Source organism: Mycobacterium sp. IDUB_9 (assembly GCF_055419505.1).
In genome coordinates, this window is sequence record NZ_JBVAXU010000005.1 from 55,863 (window position 1) to 70,623 (window position 14,761).

The 14,761-nt window shown below is 66.3% G+C and carries 14 protein-coding genes; 6 read left to right on the top strand and 8 right to left on the bottom strand.

Translation table 11 applies throughout. The features are described from left to right. Position 1 precedes the first annotated feature (1 nt). Together ACZY08_RS21435 and ACZY08_RS21440 are read left to right on the top strand one after the other, a co-directional pair. Complete coding sequence (locus ACZY08_RS21435; RefSeq protein ID WP_463746641.1) at positions 2-637, top strand: TetR/AcrR family transcriptional regulator; 636 nt, start codon at positions 2-4, stop codon at positions 635-637. Between the two features lie 222 nt (positions 638-859). Then, on the top strand, positions 860-1,702 hold the full coding sequence (locus tag ACZY08_RS21440; RefSeq protein WP_463746642.1) for an alpha/beta hydrolase: 843 nt from the start codon (positions 860-862) through the stop codon (positions 1,700-1,702). Here ACZY08_RS21440 and ACZY08_RS21445 read toward each other — a convergent pair. Both ACZY08_RS21445 and ACZY08_RS21450 read right to left on the bottom strand, forming a co-directional pair. Then, the gene (locus ACZY08_RS21445) at positions 1,612-2,523 is read right to left on the bottom strand and encodes a diacylglycerol kinase (RefSeq protein WP_463746643.1); all 912 of its coding nucleotides are present in this window, start codon (positions 2,521-2,523) and stop codon (positions 1,612-1,614) included. The genes ACZY08_RS21440 and ACZY08_RS21445 overlap by 91 nt on opposite strands. Further along, positions 2,520-4,100 (bottom strand): FAD-binding oxidoreductase, encoded by a 1,581-nt coding sequence (locus ACZY08_RS21450; RefSeq protein WP_463746911.1) that lies wholly within the window; start codon positions 4,098-4,100, stop codon positions 2,520-2,522. Before ACZY08_RS21450 ends, ACZY08_RS21445 begins: the two co-directional genes overlap by 4 nt. Before the next feature lie 50 nt (positions 4,101-4,150). Between ACZY08_RS21450 and ACZY08_RS21455 the strand changes: the two genes are divergently transcribed. From ACZY08_RS21455 to ACZY08_RS21465, 3 genes are all read left to right on the top strand, one after another. Next, positions 4,151-4,738: a TetR/AcrR family transcriptional regulator gene (locus ACZY08_RS21455; RefSeq protein ID WP_463746644.1), complete on the top strand. Its 588-nt coding sequence runs from the start codon at positions 4,151-4,153 to the stop codon at positions 4,736-4,738. Next, the gene (locus ACZY08_RS21460) at positions 4,735-6,282 is read left to right on the top strand and encodes a glycerol-3-phosphate dehydrogenase/oxidase (RefSeq protein WP_463746645.1); all 1,548 of its coding nucleotides are present in this window, start codon (positions 4,735-4,737) and stop codon (positions 6,280-6,282) included. Before ACZY08_RS21455 ends, ACZY08_RS21460 begins: the two co-directional genes overlap by 4 nt. A 79-nt stretch (positions 6,283-6,361) precedes the next feature. Next, positions 6,362-7,480, top strand: coding sequence for a DUF2235 domain-containing protein (locus ACZY08_RS21465; RefSeq protein WP_463746646.1), 1,119 nt, complete (start codon positions 6,362-6,364; stop codon positions 7,478-7,480). Here ACZY08_RS21465 and ACZY08_RS21470 read toward each other — a convergent pair. Continuing rightward, positions 7,477-8,355: a LysR family transcriptional regulator gene (locus tag ACZY08_RS21470; RefSeq protein WP_463746647.1), complete on the bottom strand. Its 879-nt coding sequence runs from the start codon at positions 8,353-8,355 to the stop codon at positions 7,477-7,479. The two genes, ACZY08_RS21465 and ACZY08_RS21470, sit on opposite strands and share 4 nt — an antisense overlap. Before the next feature lie 87 nt (positions 8,356-8,442). Between ACZY08_RS21470 and ACZY08_RS21475 the strand changes: the two genes are divergently transcribed. Then, on the top strand, positions 8,443-9,192 hold the full coding sequence (locus ACZY08_RS21475; RefSeq protein ID WP_463746648.1) for an SDR family oxidoreductase: 750 nt from the start codon (positions 8,443-8,445) through the stop codon (positions 9,190-9,192). 90 nt (positions 9,193-9,282) lie between these two features. Here the strand turns inward: ACZY08_RS21475 and ACZY08_RS21480 are convergent, their stop codons facing one another. From ACZY08_RS21480 to ACZY08_RS21500, 5 genes are all read right to left on the bottom strand, one after another. Continuing rightward, positions 9,283-10,707: an acyl-CoA carboxylase subunit beta gene (locus ACZY08_RS21480; RefSeq protein ID WP_463746649.1), complete on the bottom strand. Its 1,425-nt coding sequence runs from the start codon at positions 10,705-10,707 to the stop codon at positions 9,283-9,285. A gap of 47 nt (positions 10,708-10,754) precedes the next feature. Next, positions 10,755-12,008 (bottom strand): 3-oxoacyl-ACP synthase KasB, encoded by a 1,254-nt coding sequence (kasB, locus tag ACZY08_RS21485; RefSeq protein WP_463746650.1) that lies wholly within the window; start codon positions 12,006-12,008, stop codon positions 10,755-10,757. 78 nt (positions 12,009-12,086) lie between these two features. Next, positions 12,087-13,337 carry a 3-oxoacyl-ACP synthase KasA gene (gene kasA, locus ACZY08_RS21490; protein ID WP_463746651.1) on the bottom strand — a complete coding sequence of 417 codons (1,251 nt, stop codon included), beginning with the start codon at positions 13,335-13,337 and terminating at the stop codon, positions 12,087-12,089. Beyond that, on the bottom strand, positions 13,334-13,630 hold the full coding sequence (gene acpM, locus ACZY08_RS21495) for a meromycolate extension acyl carrier protein AcpM (RefSeq protein WP_003884427.1): 297 nt from the start codon (positions 13,628-13,630) through the stop codon (positions 13,334-13,336). The genes kasA and acpM overlap by 4 nt, the downstream gene beginning before the upstream one ends. Positions 13,631-13,723: 93 nt before the next feature. Beyond that, positions 13,724-14,644: an ACP S-malonyltransferase gene (locus tag ACZY08_RS21500; protein ID WP_463746912.1), complete on the bottom strand. Its 921-nt coding sequence runs from the start codon at positions 14,642-14,644 to the stop codon at positions 13,724-13,726. Between the last annotated feature and the right edge of the window lie 117 nt (positions 14,645-14,761).

Genomic DNA, 14,761 nt, shown 5'->3' on the forward strand with positions numbered 1-14,761 from the left:
AATGCCGCGGCTGACCAGGGCTCAACGCCAGGAACAGACGCGAGCCGAACTGTTGGAGGCCGCCAAACAGCGCTTCCTGCGCCACGGGTACGCCGCCACCAGCCTCGAAGACATCGCCGATGACGCGGGCTACTCAAAAGGCGCGGTGTACTCCAACTTCGGCGGCAAGACCAACCTGTGCCGTGATGTGCTCGAGCTGATCCACCGCGAGAAGTTCGCCGAGATGGCCGAGCTCGCGATATCCGACGCGGAGCTCGACAATCGCGTGGAGGCGTTGAGCGCCTGGCTCGAGCGCACCGCAGGCGATGTCGGCTGGACCATGCTCGAACTCGAATTCGCAGTGCTGTCTCGGAACAATCCCGAGCTTGCCGAGATGATCACGGCCCTGCGCGACGAGGCCGCGCAGATGGTGATCGACGTGCTGCAGTCGATGTCGGCAGAGCTGGGCCTCACCGAAGCGCAGATGGCGAACAACGACGTCGCGGCGAGCCTGGCGGATCTCGGCAACCTACTGCTCAGTGCCGGCATCGGCCTCGGCATCCAGCGGGCCATCGACCCGACGGTGCCTGCTCGGCCGTTCACCGACGCTTTCGGCCATCTGATGAAACTGCTTGCCGCCCTTGGGGCGCCGAGGTAAACCGAAGGAGTTGGGATGGCATTACCCGCCGCCGCACTGTCAACACGACGGCCCAGCCGCAGATCCCGCGCGTGCTATGCGATCGCTCGCCGAACCCTTCTCGTACAGATACGCAGATCGGTTGCCTACCAAGGGGATCGATCCGCAGAGGATCGCCTCTCCGCGATCGGTCGTCGCATCAACGCGCTCGCGCGGCTCCAGCGCCTTCGCCCGCGGCGGGGGTTGCGGGTCAGCCGTATCACGCTCGGTCATGTCACGATCGAGTCCGTCCGGACAGCCGAGTCGGCTCACCGCCCGCTTTCCGACGGCGCCATCCTGTACCTGCACGGCGGGGGGTTCTTTCTCGGCGGCTTCGACACCCACTCGCATGTCGTGGTCGCACTCGCTCGACAGACGCAACTTCCCGTGGTGCACGTCGAGTACCGTCAGCACCCCCACGTGACGGTCGACGAGTCCGTCGCGGACTGCCTACGCGCCTACCGCTGGCTGTTGGACCAGGGCGCGGAGCCGGCCAAGACGGTCATCGCAGGCGATTCGGCAGGTGGATTCCTCGCGTTCGCAACTGTTCTCGCCGCCCAGGAGCAGGCGCTGGATGCGCCGGCCGGCGTCATCGGCATCAGCCCGCTGCTCGAACTCGACGGTGAACGCCGCGCCGGCCATCCCAACTTCACTGCCGATCGGATGGGGATCGGACTGGCCCTGCCGATGGTCGTCGGATGCGTCGGCCCCAAGAACTCTGACCACCACGCGCTGTCCCCGGTCAACGGCGTACTCACCGACTTTCCGCCCAGCCTGATCATCGCGGCGGAGTCCGAGGCTCTGCGTTGCGACGCCGAACGCATGCATGAGATGCTGACACAAGCCGGCCGGTCGAGCACCCTCAAGCTCTGGCCAGGACAGCTCCACGCTTTCCCGGCGTTCCTGCCGTTTCTGCCGGAGAGCCGTGAGGCCCGCGACTACATCGTGGAGTTCATTCAGGACTGTTTGGGCACGAGCAAGCGCAGTGCCCCCGGCACCGCTGACACCGTGACCGGCAACGGGAGGGCGAAATCCCCGTCGGCGTAGGCATTGATACTTGGGGAGCTGCCCGGGCACTCGACATGAATTGTCTTGGCACGCTTGGTCGTCACCTCGTCGAGGTCGACGTGGGTGCCCTTGAAAACGGTCGGGAACAGGCGCACCAACCTGGTGCGGGACGCCGAGGTGATCATCGTGACGTCGAGCAGTCCGTCCGAATGGTCGGCGCCCGGGCAGATCAACATGCCGCCGCCATAGCTGCGGGTGTTGCCGAATGCCGCCAGGGTGAGGTCGGTGCGGATCTCCGGGCCGTCGTCGAATGCGAGACGGAACGGCAGCAGTCGTAGCCTCGAGATCTCGGCGACCATCGCCACGTTGTAGCGCATCCGGCCGTGAGGCCAACGCATCCGATTGGTCCGGTCGCTCACCAGCGAATCGAACCCGGCGGCCATCACGGTGCCGAACCACTTGACTGCGCCGGCGACGTCCTCGATGCGGCCGAGATCGACCGTTTCGGTGTGGCCATCGGCCACGATGTCGGCCGCCGCCTCGGGATCGCCTGTCGGCAGACGATATTCGCGGGCATGGTCGTTTCCCGTCCCGGCGGGGACGATACCCAGCGGGACATCGCCTTGGGCCAGCGCCTGCAGGGCCAGCGAGATCACCCCGTCGCCGCCGACCACGACAAGTGCGTCGGTGCCGCGGTCGAGTGCCTCATCGACCAGACGGCGGGCATGCGCGGCGTCGGTCCCGACGATCGCGCACACGTCGATGCCGCGCCGCTGGAGCTGTGCGACTGCCCGCTCGGCGGCATGCGGCGCATTGCCGTGTCCCGACATGGGATTGGTCAGAACAGTGACCCGATTCACGGAATCAGCTTGCCCGGGTTGAGGATTCCGGCCGGATCCAGCGCGGCCTTGACTGCGCGCAGTACCTCGGCGCCGAGATCGCCGATCTCCTCACGCATCCAAGGGCGGTGATCCGCGCCGACGGCGTGGTGGTGGGTGATGGTGCCGCCGCCCCGCACCATCGCGTCGGAGGCCGCGGTCTTGGCGGTGTGCCACTGCTCGATCGGATTGCCGCGCTGGGCGGCGACGACCGTGAAGTAGAGCGAGGCGCCGGTGGGGTACACATGCGAAATGTGACACATCACCAGGGCCGGCGTGCCCGATTCAGCGAGCGCGGAGGTCAGGGCGCCGGTGACCGCGGCCTTCAGCGTGGCCAGGTTGGACCACGTGGTGGCGGTCTCCAGCGTCTCGCACAATGCGCCCGCGGCCAGGAGCGAATCGCGTAGATACGGTGCGTTGAACCGGCCGTGTTCCCAAGCCCGGGCCGGCGCGTCACCCAGTGAGGTGCCGCCGTGGGCTTCCATCACCGCGCGAGTCTCCTCATGGCGGCTTTCGGCGTGCGCCGCGGTGCCCTCGAACAACGTGATGGCCAGGCAGCCGCCGGTGATGCTCTGCTCGCCGATGCTATCCGTCGTGGCCAGGTTCACCCCGGTCTCGACCTCGTCGGAAAGCCGGATCACCGTGGGGCCGGTGCCGGTCTGGGTGACGGACCGCAGAGCCTCGGCTCCGGTGGCGAAATCAGGGAAGGACCAGGCCTCGTAGCGCGTGGTTTCGGGCACCGGATGCACCCGGACCCGGACCCGGGTGATGACGCCGAACACGCCCTCCGAGCCGAGAAGTAGCTGACGCAGGTCCGGTCCGGCTGCCGAGGCCGGAGCGCGACCGAGGTCCAGCGTCCCCGCCGGGGTCACCGCGCGCAGGCCGCGGACCATATCGTCGAAGCGGCCGTAGCCGGCCGAATCCTGCCCCGAGGAGCGGGTCGCGGCGAACCCGCCGATCGTGGCGAACTGGTAGCTCTGCGGAAAGTGGCCCAGTGAGAAGCCTTGTGCGCCAAGCAACGCCTCGGCCTGGGGCCCGGTGACGCCCGCGCCGAGTTCGGCCTCACCGGTCACCTTGTCGAGACTGTGCAGCTCGTCGAACCGGCGCAGGTCGAGCGCGACAACCGCGGTGAAATCACCGCGCAGCGGATCGAGGCCACCCACCACGCTGGTCCCGCCACCGAACGGGACGACCGCGATCCGGTGTTCGGTGCAGTAGGCCAGGATTGCGGCGACTTCGTCTTCGGTAGCCGGGAGCAGCACTGCATCGGGCGCATCCTGCATGGCGGAACCGTTGCGGCGCAACAGGTCCAACGTGGACTTGCCCCCGGCGTGCAGCAGGCGGGACATGGTATCGGTACCGCAGTGCGGTGCGCCGACGATGGCGGCGAGTGCCTCACGATCGCCGTCGGGCAATGCCGACGGTCGCAATTGCACCTGCTCGGGTGCCGGCTCTGCGACCGGCGCGCTGTCGACGCCCAGCGCCTGCTGCAAGAGAGCCCGGATTCCGTCGGAGAGCGGCTTGGCTGCCTGTGGGTCGCCCCAGGCATTCCATTTCATCGGAGGCAGAAACTGTTCGGCCGGCTGAGTCATGCGTTACAGTATTACACATGATGTCAATCAGTAACGAAGGATCGCTGAGCGACCAGATCTTGGATGCGGCCGCCAGTTGCGTCCTGGCATTCGGCGTGGACCGGGTGACGCTGGCCGAGATCGCCCGGCGGGCCGGGGTCAGCCGGCCCACCGTGTACCGGCGCTTTCCCGACACCCAGTCGATCCTGGCTGCGCTGCTCACCGCGCGGATCGTGGGTGTTCTGGACGAAACCGGGGGTCAGGGGCCAGGCCGGACCGCCTTGGTGGACCGCATGGTCACCGTGGCCGCACGGCTGCGCCACGACGAGGTGATCATGGCGGTCCTGCACTCCGCGCCGGAGGTGGCGATGGTCTACATCGCCGAGCGGCTGGGCACCAGCCAGCAGATCCTGATCGACGCACTGGCCGGGGAGCTCAAGCTCGCGCAGGAAGTGCGCTCGAAAGGAGACCGCGTCCGGGCCGGGGATCCCCGCCAGCTGGCCACCATGTGCCTGCTGATCACCCAGTCGGCAATCCAGTCCGCGCAGATGGTCGAGCCCATCCTCGATGCCGACGCCCTGGCGGCCGAGCTCACCCACGCTCTGAACGGATACCTGGAATCGTGACCGGCCCGACAGCACTCAACCGCACCAGGCGCGCAACCGAACTGGCCGCGCTGGCCGACGGGCAACAGATCGACCTGATCGTCATCGGCGGCGGGATCACCGGCGCGGGCATCGCGCTGGATGCGGCCGCCCGAGGTCTGAGTGTGGCGCTGGTGGAGAAGCACGATCTGGCGTTCGGGACCAGTCGGTGGAGCTCGAAACTCGTGCACGGCGGGCTTCGCTATCTGGCCACGGGCAACATCGGGATCGCCCGCCGCAGTGCGATCGAGCGCGGAATTCTGATGACCCGCAACGCACCTCATCTCGTCAAGGCCATGCCGCAACTGGTGCCCCTGTTGCCCTCGATGAGCCGCGCGTCGCGCGCGTTGGTGCGCACCGGATTCGTCGCCGGTGACGGCTTGCGCAGGCTCGCCGGAACCAGCGCGTCGACCCTGCCGCGGTCGAGCCGGGTGGACGCACATCGTGCCGTCGAACTGGCGCCTACCGTGCGCACCGAGGGGCTCGACGGCGGCTATCTGGCCTACGACGGCCAGCTCGTCGACGACGCCCGACTGGTGACCGCGGTCGCCCGCACCGCGGCGCAACACGGGGCGCGCATCCTCACGAGAGTCTCTGCCGGCGCGGCCGACGCCACCTCGGTACGCCTGACCGACGAACTGACCGGGGATTCCTTCGAGGTGACCGCGCGCATGGTCATCAACGCCGCCGGAGTGTGGGCGGGCGATCTCGATCCGGCACTCACGCTGCGGCCCAGTCGCGGAACACATCTGGTTTTCGACGCTGAGGCCTTCGGCAATCCCACCGCGGCCCTGACCATTCCGATACCGGGGGAGCTGAACCGGTTCGTCTTCGCCATGCCCGAGCAGCTCGGCCGCGTCTACCTCGGGCTGACCGACGAAGACGCGCCGGGGCCCATTCCCGATGTGCCACAACCGACTCCGGGGGAGATCCGCTTTCTGTTGGACACCGTCAACACCGCACTGGCCACCGAGCTGACCACTTCAGATGTTCGTGGCTCCTATGCCGGGCTGCGGCCGCTGATCGACACCGGAGAGGGCAAGACCGCCGACGTGTCCCGCGAGCACGCGGTGGTGGAATCGGCGAGCGGCGTGATCAGCATCATCGGCGGAAAGCTCACCGAATACCGGTACATGGCCCAGGATGTCCTGGACCGGGCGCTGGCCCTGCGCGGGCTGTCCGCCGCGGCCTGCCGCACTGCCAACCTGCCACTGGTGGGTGCCCCGGCCAATCCGGTGTCCACCCTGCGATCTGAGCACCCATTGCCGTCCTCGCTGGTGGCCCGGTACGGAGCCGAGGCGCCTACCGTAATCGCCCGGGCTCGCTGCGCCCGCCCCACCGACCCGGTGGCCGACGGAATCGACGTCATCCGTGCCGAATTCGAGTACGCCGTCACCCACGAAGGCGCGCTGTGCGTCGACGACGTCCTCGACCGGCGTACCCGTATCGGGCTCGTGAGCGGCGACCGGGATCGTGCAGTTGAGGCGGCTGCCGAGATGCTCGCCGAATTCGGGGAACTCGAGTAGTCCACTACGCATGGCGTGATCGCCCGGCACGCGCACACTGAGCATGAGGCGCGTACCGGTGCGGTGAGGGAGCTCAGTCATGGCGAAGCGACTGGTGGTGTGCTGCGACGGCACATGGAACACACCTGATCAGACAACAGATGGCAAGCCCACGCCGACAAATGTCGCGAAAGTGGCGATGGCGCTGGCCTCTCACGATGGTGAAGGGCGAGAGCAGCGCCTGTTCTATCACCGCGGGGTGGGCACCACCCGGTCGGACCGCCTGCTCGGCGGGGCCTTCGGTGCCGGTCTGTTCCGCGACGTCTGCGAGGCCTATCGATTCGTCGTCCAGAATTACGAAGAGGGCGACGAGTTGTTCTTCTTCGGATTCAGCCGCGGGGCGTACACGGCACGCAGCACAGCAGGCCTCATCCGCAACTCGGGCGTGCTGCATCGCGACAGTGCCGATCAGATCGAACAGGCGTATGCGCTGTACCGGGCCGGAAACAAGAACACCAATCCGCGCAGCGTTGCGGCGGCACTGTTCCGGAAGATGTACTCCTGCGAACCCGAGATCCGGTTCATCGGTGTCTGGGACACCGTTGGTGCCCTGGGGATTCCGTCAGTCGGGGGGTGGCTGGCCCGTCAATTCAACAAGCGGTACGAGTTTCACGACACCACTCTGAGTTCGAGGGTCGGGGAGGCGTACCAGGCACTCGCGATCGACGAGCGGCGCGGTCCGTTCGTACCCACCATCTGGTCCCAGTCGAATATGGCTCCCGCCGCGCAGCGTCTGGAACAGGTGTGGTTCGCCGGAGCGCACTCCGATGTGGGCGGCGGCAACGAGAACCACGGACTCAGCGACATCGCGTTGTGCTGGATGCTGGAGAAAGCTCGGGGCGCGGGACTGGCGTTCGTCGACACAGCATTCCGGCCCGGCGTGTTCCCAGGTGAGGCGACAACGGTCGACGACATTGTTGACGCATACACTCGCATCAATCCGAATCCCACCCAGGCGGCGCAGAATTCGCGCAAAGGCATCTACCGTTTCTTACCGCCACACTCGCGCGAGGGCGGAGCAGGCGGCAACGAGTACATTGCCTCGACAGTCGACCGGCATCAGCGGTTACGTGGTTGGTGGAAAGCGCCTGTACCCAACAACGATCCGGAGCAACGGGTCGTGCCGATCGAAGTGGGTAATTTGAGCCGGATCGGCTAGACGTGCGAGAGCAGTGCGTCGCGCACCGCTGAACTGGTGTGCCGCTGCCACATTGCCTGGGCGCCCACCAATAAAGGAGGCTCGAGTTCGGTGACCACCACGCGCCCGTCCATGGCCGGGCCGGCGGGAGTGGTGACGAACGTGACGGCGCCGGTGGTGAGAGGGGCGGCGACGGTGGCCGCGCCCTGGACCCGGCTGACGACGTAGTCGGGTTCGAAACCGGCACGCCGGCACGCACCCATCAGAAAGTCGCTGTAGTACGACGCTCCCGGAGGTGCCCACAACGCGATGCGCTCCCCAGCGAGTTCGTGAACGTCGACGGTGGGCTGCCCTGCCAGCCGGTGTTCGCGGAGTACGGCCAGCCGCACGCGGTCGTAACCCAGGATGGCCGTGGCCAATTCGTTGGTGGGCACCACTCCGCGGCGCAAGCCGAGTTGCACTGTGCCGTCGAATACCGCATCGATGAGCTGATCGGGGTAGAGCTGGCGGAACGTGAAGGAGGTCTCCGGGAACGCCGTGATGGCCGGTTCGAGGCGGGTGTAGGCTTCGCCGCCGCTCAGTGCCGGGGTGTGGCCGACGACAAAGACCTCGGCTGCACCCTCGGCGGTCTGTTCCACTCGGTCGGCCACGGTGTGCGCCGCTGCCAGCAGTGTTCGGCCTTCGGCCAGAAGCAATTCGCCGGCCGGAGTGAGTGTCAGACGACGACCCTCGCGCCGGAACAGTGTGGCGTTGAGCTCCTTGTCCAGTTGCTGCATGGAGCTGCTGAGGGCTTGCTGGCTAATGTGCATCGCGGCGGCCGCCGCGGTGATGCTGCCGGAATCTGCGATCGCGATGAATTGACGCAAACGTCGTAGATCGGGGACTGTCTCTGACATCCGTCAATCCTATCCACAACCAAAGCTTGTGGATACTTCGATCTTTTGCGTTATCCATATGTGGATTGCGAAACTACGCTGCTAGCCATGAGCAAACTGGAAGGCAAGTCGGCAGTCGTTGCTGCCGGCGCGAAGAACCTTGGCGGCCTGATCAGCACGACGTTGGCTGCCAACGGTGTCAACGTCGCTGTCCATTTCAACAGCGCCAGCAGTGAGGCCGATGCCGACAAGACGGTGGCGGCAGTGCATGATGCGGGCGTCAAGGCCGTCAAAGTACAAGGCGACCTGACCGTCCCGGCCAACGTCGAACGACTCTTCGACACTGCCGTCGACGCATTCGGCAGCGTCGACATAGCGATCAACACCGTAGGCAAGGTGTTGCGGAAGCCGTTCGTGGAAACCACCGAGGGCGAATACGACTCGATGTTCGACATCAACGCCAAAGCCGCCTATTTCTTCCTGCAGCAGGCGGGCAAGCGGCTCAACGACAACGGCTCGGTGGTGACCATCGTGACCGCGTTGCTGGCGGCCTACACCGATGGGTACTCGACCTACGCAGGCTCCAAAAGTCCGGTCGAGCACTTCACCCGGGCGGCTTCCAAGGAGTTCGGCGTCCGCGGCATCAACGTCAACAACGTCGCTCCCGGTCCGATGGACACGCCGTTCTTCTATCCGCAGGAGACCCCGGAGCGGGTCGAGTTCCACAAGTCGCAGGCCATGGGCAACCGGCTGACCGAGATCACCGACATTGCCCCGCTCGTCGTCTTCCTCGCCGGCGAGGGGCACTGGATCAACGGGCAGACCATCTTCGCCAATGGTGGCTACACCACCCGCTAGCACGCCGAACGGACGTAAACCTGCCCATTTTCACGCGGAAATGGGCAGGTTTGTGTCTGCTCGCGGGGAGAAGGTGCTCGCGCTGAAGAGTTACAGCGGGATGTTCTTATGGCGACCGCGGCGGTGCGGGGCCTCGGCCAGCGCCTGCGTCAGCTTGCTGCGGGTGTGGGCCGGATCGATCTTCTCGTCGACCACGCCGATCTCGATCGCCGAATCCACACCGCCGGCGATCCTCTCGTGCTCCAGCGCGAGTTCCTCATGCAGCGCGTCGCGTTCTGCAGCGTCTTCCACAGCCGCCAGCTTGCGCTTGTGCAGGATGCCCACTGCGGCCTTGGCGCCCATCACGGCGACCTCGGCGTCGGGCCAGGCGAATACCTTGGTGGCGTTGAGCGACCGCGAGTTCATCGCGATGTAGGCGCCGCCGTAGATCTTGCGGGTCACCAGGGTGACGCGGGGGACCGAGGACTCACCGAAGGCGTGCAGCAGCTTGGCGCCGCGGCGCACCACGCCGCCCCATTCCTGATCCACGCCGGGCAGGTAACCGGGGACGTCGACGACGACCACCAGCGGAATGCCGAACGCGTCACACAGCCGCACGAAACGTGCTGACTTCTCGGCGCTTTCGGAGTTCAAGCAGCCACCGAGGCGCAGCGGGTTGTTGGCGATCACACCGACCGACCGGCCGGCGAGCCGGCCGAGACCGACCACGATCGACGGGGCCCACTTGCCCTGGAACTCCTCGAACGGCACGCCCTCGTCGAGCAATGCCTCGATGATCGGATGCACGTCGTAGGCGCGGCGGGCCGACTCGGGCATCAGCGCGGTCAGGTCGGTGTCGCCTGCCTCGGCCTTGCTGCGATCGAAATGGCCCTGCTGGCTGAACAATCCGACCAGACGGCGGCCGCGCTCGTAGGCATCGAGCTCGTCGTCGGCCACGATGTGGCACACACCGGACTTCTTGTGGTGGGCGTCGGGGCCGCCCAGCGACACCATGTCGACGTCCTCGCCGGTGACACTGCGCACCACGTCCGGACCGGTGACGAACACCTTGCTGTCCGGCGCCATGATGATGACGTCGGTCAGGGCGGGCCCGTAGGCCGCACCGCCGGCGGCGAAGCCGACGACCACCGAGATCTGCGGGATGTAACCCGACGCCCGGATCATCGCCTCGAAGACCAGACCGACCGCGTGCAGCGCCTTGACGCCCTCGGCCAGCCGAGCGCCGCCGGAGTGCCAGATCCCCACGATCGGGCTCTGCTCCTCGATCGCGTTGTCGTAGGCATTGACGATGTGGGCACAGCCCTCGATGCCCATGGCGCCGCCCATCACGGTGCCGTCGGTGCAGAACGCCACCGTACGAACGCCGTTGACGGTGCCGGCCGCGGCCAGCACGCCGGAGCGGTCCCGCTCGTGCAGCAGCTCGACGCTGCCGTCATCGAAGAAGGTCTGCAGGCGCAGCAGTGGATCGCGGGGGTCGAGCGATTCAGCGGCAGCTTCGGGGGCCATGATCGTCATAAAGGTCTCCTCTAGTGGAAAGCGCTGGGTCGCCGTAGTTCGGAAGCTCAGTACTTCCCGAAGGCGAGCGCGACGTTGTGCCCACCGAATCCGAATGAATTGTTGATGGCGTACTTGTAGTCGCCTTGTCGCGGCTCACCGGCCACCACGTCCAGATCGATCTCCGGATCGAGGTTGCGCAGGTTGAGCGTCGGGGGAATGACGCCATCGCGCAGCGCCATCACCGTCAGGATGGACTCGACCGCACCGACCGCACCGACCGAGTGGCCGAGCGCGGACTTGGGCGCGTATACCGCGGGCACATGGCCGCCCATCGCATTGTTGATTGCCTTACCCTCGGCCACATCGCCGACGCTGGTGCCGGTGGCATGCGCGTTGATGTGATCGATGTCGTTGGGCTGCAGGCCCGCCAATTGAATGGCGCGGGTCATGGCGTGAGCGGCCTGCTCGCCGTTGGGGTCCGGCGCCACGATGTGGTAGCCGTCCGACGTCACACTCGCACCCATGATCCGACCCAGGATGTTGGCGCCGCGCGCCTTGGCGTGCTCCTCGGTCTCGATGACCATCAAGGCGCCGGCCTCGCCGAAGACGAAACCGTTGCGGTCTCTGTCGAACGGTCGGCAGGCGCCAGGCGGATCGTCGTTGTTGTTGGACAGCACGATCCGCATCTGAGCGAACCCGGCGATCGGCACGGCCTCGATCTTTGTCTCCACACCGCCGCAGATCGCCATGTCGGCCTCACCGAGCACGATCTGGCGCCACGCATTGGCGATGGCCTCGGACCCCGACGCGCAGGCCGAGATCGGGGTGCTGACCCCGGCCTTGGCCTTGCGGTCCAGACCGACGGCTGCGGCTGCCCCGTTGGGCATGTACATCTGCACGACCAGCGGCGACACCGCCCGCAGGCCCTTGTTCCGCATGCCGTCGTAGGCGAACAGGAGTTCCTCGGAAGACCCCATACCGGTGCCGATGGACACCATGAGGCGGCGACCATCGACCTCCGGGGAGCCTGCATTGGCCCAAACCCGGCGGCCGATGACCGTCGACATCTTCTGCAAATATGACAATCGGCGCAGTTCAACCCGCGTCAGCTCATGATCGAAATCCTCGAGGAGATGACCGCCGATGCGAACCGGCAAGTCGTATTCCTCGACAAATGGATCTGTCAGCAACCGGATGCCGCTCTGGCCATCGAGCAGCTTCTTCCAGGTGCTTTCAGCATCAGTTGCCAGCGCCGTTGACATGGCTACGCCGGTGACAACCACATTGGGAAAACCATTCCCCGTGGACAATCCCGCCATATTTACGGAGTTCTTCCTTCCGTGCATTCCCTCGGTTGTTTCACCGTCCGGGGTTACCTACCGGGCCGTGTGCCCGCCTCAGTACTTCCCAAAGGCCAGAGCCACATTGTGGCCACCGAACCCGAATGAGTTGTTGATGGCGTACTTGTAGTCGCCATAACGAGGCTCGCCCGCAACCACATCGAGATCGATCTCGGGATCCGGTGTCTGGTAGTTCAGCGTCGGGGGGATCACCCCGTCCCGCAATGCGAGCACCGTCAACACCGACTCCAGCGCACCGACCGCACCGATCGAGTGGCCCAGCGCCGACTTCGGTGCGTAGACCGCAGCGTTCTGACATCCGGCAACCCGGATGGCATTGGCCTCGGCGGTGTCACCGATCGGGGTGGCCGTGCCGTGGGCATTGACGTGGTCGATGTCCTTGGCCTCGATGCCGGCGGTCTCCAGCGCACGCTTCATCGCGGCACCGGCACGCTGACCGTTGTCGGCCGGAGCCACCATGTGGAACGCGTCCGAGGTGATACCGGCACCCATCACCCGGGCCAGCGGCTTGGCGCCACGAGCCAGGGCGTGCTCTTCGGTCTCGATGATCATCATCGCGCCGGCCTCACCGAACACGAAGCCATCGCGATCCTTGTCGAACGGCCTGGACGCGCCCGCGGGATCGTCGTTGCGGGTCGACATGGCGCGCATCATCGAGAACGCCGCGATCGGCAGTGCCTCGATACCGCCTTCCACGCCGCCGACGACGGCGAAGTCCGCGTCACCCATCACGATCTGACGCCAGCCGTGGGCGATGGCCTCAGATCCCGACGAGCATGCCGACACCGGGGTGATGACCCCGGCGCGAGCACCCAGCTCCAGGCCGGCGACTGCGGCCGCACCGTTGGGCATGATCATCTGAACGGCGAGCGGGCTGACCTTGCGGATCCCGCCCTCGTTCATCGCGTCGTAGGTCTCGACGATCTTCTCGCCACCACCGAGACCGGTGCCGATCACGACCGCGAAACGATCCGGATCGACCTCGGGCGCACCCGCGTTTTTCCATAGCCGGCGAGCCAGCACCAGAGACATGCGCTGCACGTAGGAATTACGGCGCAACTCGATGCGAGTCAGGTGACTGTCGATGTCGTCGACAAGGTGACCACCGATACGCACCGGAAGGTCCCACTTGGTGACGAAGTCGTCGGTCAACTCACGGATGCCGCTTTCTCCGGCCAGGAGGCCCTTCCACGTGCTCTCGATGTCAGCAGCGAGCGCCGTGGTGGCCTCCACGGCGGTCACCACGACGTTCGGGAAGCCTCCGTTAGCAGTGGAAGGTTTGGTCATTCCGAGCCAAACTTCTCGCGCAGGGCGGCAGCGGCCTCGGGGTTCTCTTCTTCGAGCTTCTGGATGTAGGAGACGACGTCACCGACGGTGCGCAGGCCGGCCAGGTCCTCGTCGGGGATCTTCACGCCGTACTTGTCCTCGGTCTGCACGGCGATCTCCACCATCGACAGCGAGTCGATGTCCAGGTCGTCGACGAACGACTTCTCCGGGGTCACCTCAGACGGCTCGATGCCGGTGACCTCTTCGATGATCTCGGCGAGACCGGCGATGATTTCTTCTTGACTGGCGGCCACAATGGCTCCTTCTTGTTGTTGACAGCGCCCTCCGGGTGCGGAGGGCTGTTCGGGACGTTCTGTTGGTTACTGCTTATTCAGTTGTCGCTGGACTTACAGCTCGTCCAAGCCCTCCAGGTCCGCGGGGGCCTTGATCGCCCGCGTAGGTGTGCCCTTCAGTTCGCGCTTGGCGATACCGACCAGGGTGCCCGCCGGTGGGAACTCGACGATCCCGGCGCGCTCGGCGCCCTGGAAGCGGTCCCGGATGGTGGCGGAGCACAGATCCCAGCGCACCGGCTTGGTCAGCTGGGACACCAGCTTCTCCATGGCATCGGCGGCCGAGGTGACGGGCCGGCCGTCCGCGTTCGACAGAAGTGTCGCGGTGGGCTCAGAGGTTGTTACAGATTCGGCGGCGGCGGCGTACCCGTCCAGCGCGGAGGCCATGTATCGGGTGTGGAAGGCGCCTGCGGTGGCCAGCTGACGGACGCGGGCCTTGGCCGGCGGGTCCTCGGCGAGCTTCTCCAGCGCCGCGATCGCGCCGGCGGCCACGATCTGGCCCGCGGCGTTGCGATTGGCGGGGATCAGGTCGAGCGACTCGAGCCGGGCCAACACCTCGGCCTCGTCGCCACCGAGCACCGCGGACATGCCGGTCGGCTCGGCCGCGCAGGCCTTGGCCATCTCGGCGCCACGGGTGGCGGCCAGCTTGACGGCGTCGTCGGCAGAGATGACGCCGGCGATGGCGTAGGCGGCGATCTCGCCGACGGAATGGCCCGCGACGAGTGTCTCGGCGGTCTCGGGGACGCCGCGTTTGGTCAGTTCCTCATAAGCCAGCAGCGTGGCGGCCACCACGAGCGGCTGCGTCACCGCGGTATCGGTGATCTCCTCGGCGGTGGCGGTGGTCCCCAGGCGCGCCAGATCCAGGCCGCTGATCTGCGACCAGGTGGCGAGGCGGTCGGCCGCACCGGGCAGCTCCAGCCATCCGGAGAGCATGCCGGGCGTCTGCGATCCCTGTCCGGGAGCAAGCAATGCGAGCATGGGTTGAGGCACGTCTTTAAGAGAACACTGTGAAGTCGGTTTTGTGGGGTGTAAGAGATTATGAACCTTGTCTTATGTTTTTGTAGGTTCTCCACAAAAGTGCATGTGATGCGACAT

What these genes read in the sequence shown, in the direction of transcription:
- ACZY08_RS21500 (WP_463746912.1), bottom strand. Translation starts at nt 14,644, where the DNA reads ATGCTCGCATTGCTTGCTCCCGGACAGGGATCGCAGACGCCCGGCATG.
- ACZY08_RS21450 (WP_463746911.1), bottom strand. Translation starts at nt 4,100, where the DNA reads ATGAAATGGAATGCCTGGGGCGACCCACAGGCAGCCAAGCCGCTCTCC.
- ACZY08_RS21435 (WP_463746641.1), top strand. Translation starts at nt 2, where the DNA reads ATGCCGCGGCTGACCAGGGCTCAACGCCAGGAACAGACGCGAGCCGAA.
- ACZY08_RS21470 (WP_463746647.1), bottom strand. Translation starts at nt 8,355, where the DNA reads ATGTCAGAGACAGTCCCCGATCTACGACGTTTGCGTCAATTCATCGCG.
- ACZY08_RS21455 (WP_463746644.1), top strand. Translation starts at nt 4,151, where the DNA reads ATGATGTCAATCAGTAACGAAGGATCGCTGAGCGACCAGATCTTGGAT.
- kasA (WP_463746651.1), bottom strand. Translation starts at nt 13,337, where the DNA reads ATGACCAAACCTTCCACTGCTAACGGAGGCTTCCCGAACGTCGTGGTG.
- ACZY08_RS21465 (WP_463746646.1), top strand. Translation starts at nt 6,362, where the DNA reads ATGGCGAAGCGACTGGTGGTGTGCTGCGACGGCACATGGAACACACCT.
- ACZY08_RS21480 (WP_463746649.1), bottom strand. Translation starts at nt 10,707, where the DNA reads ATGACGATCATGGCCCCCGAAGCTGCCGCTGAATCGCTCGACCCCCGC.
- kasB (WP_463746650.1), bottom strand. Translation starts at nt 12,008, where the DNA reads ATGGCGGGATTGTCCACGGGGAATGGTTTTCCCAATGTGGTTGTCACC.
- ACZY08_RS21475 (WP_463746648.1), top strand. Translation starts at nt 8,443, where the DNA reads ATGAGCAAACTGGAAGGCAAGTCGGCAGTCGTTGCTGCCGGCGCGAAG.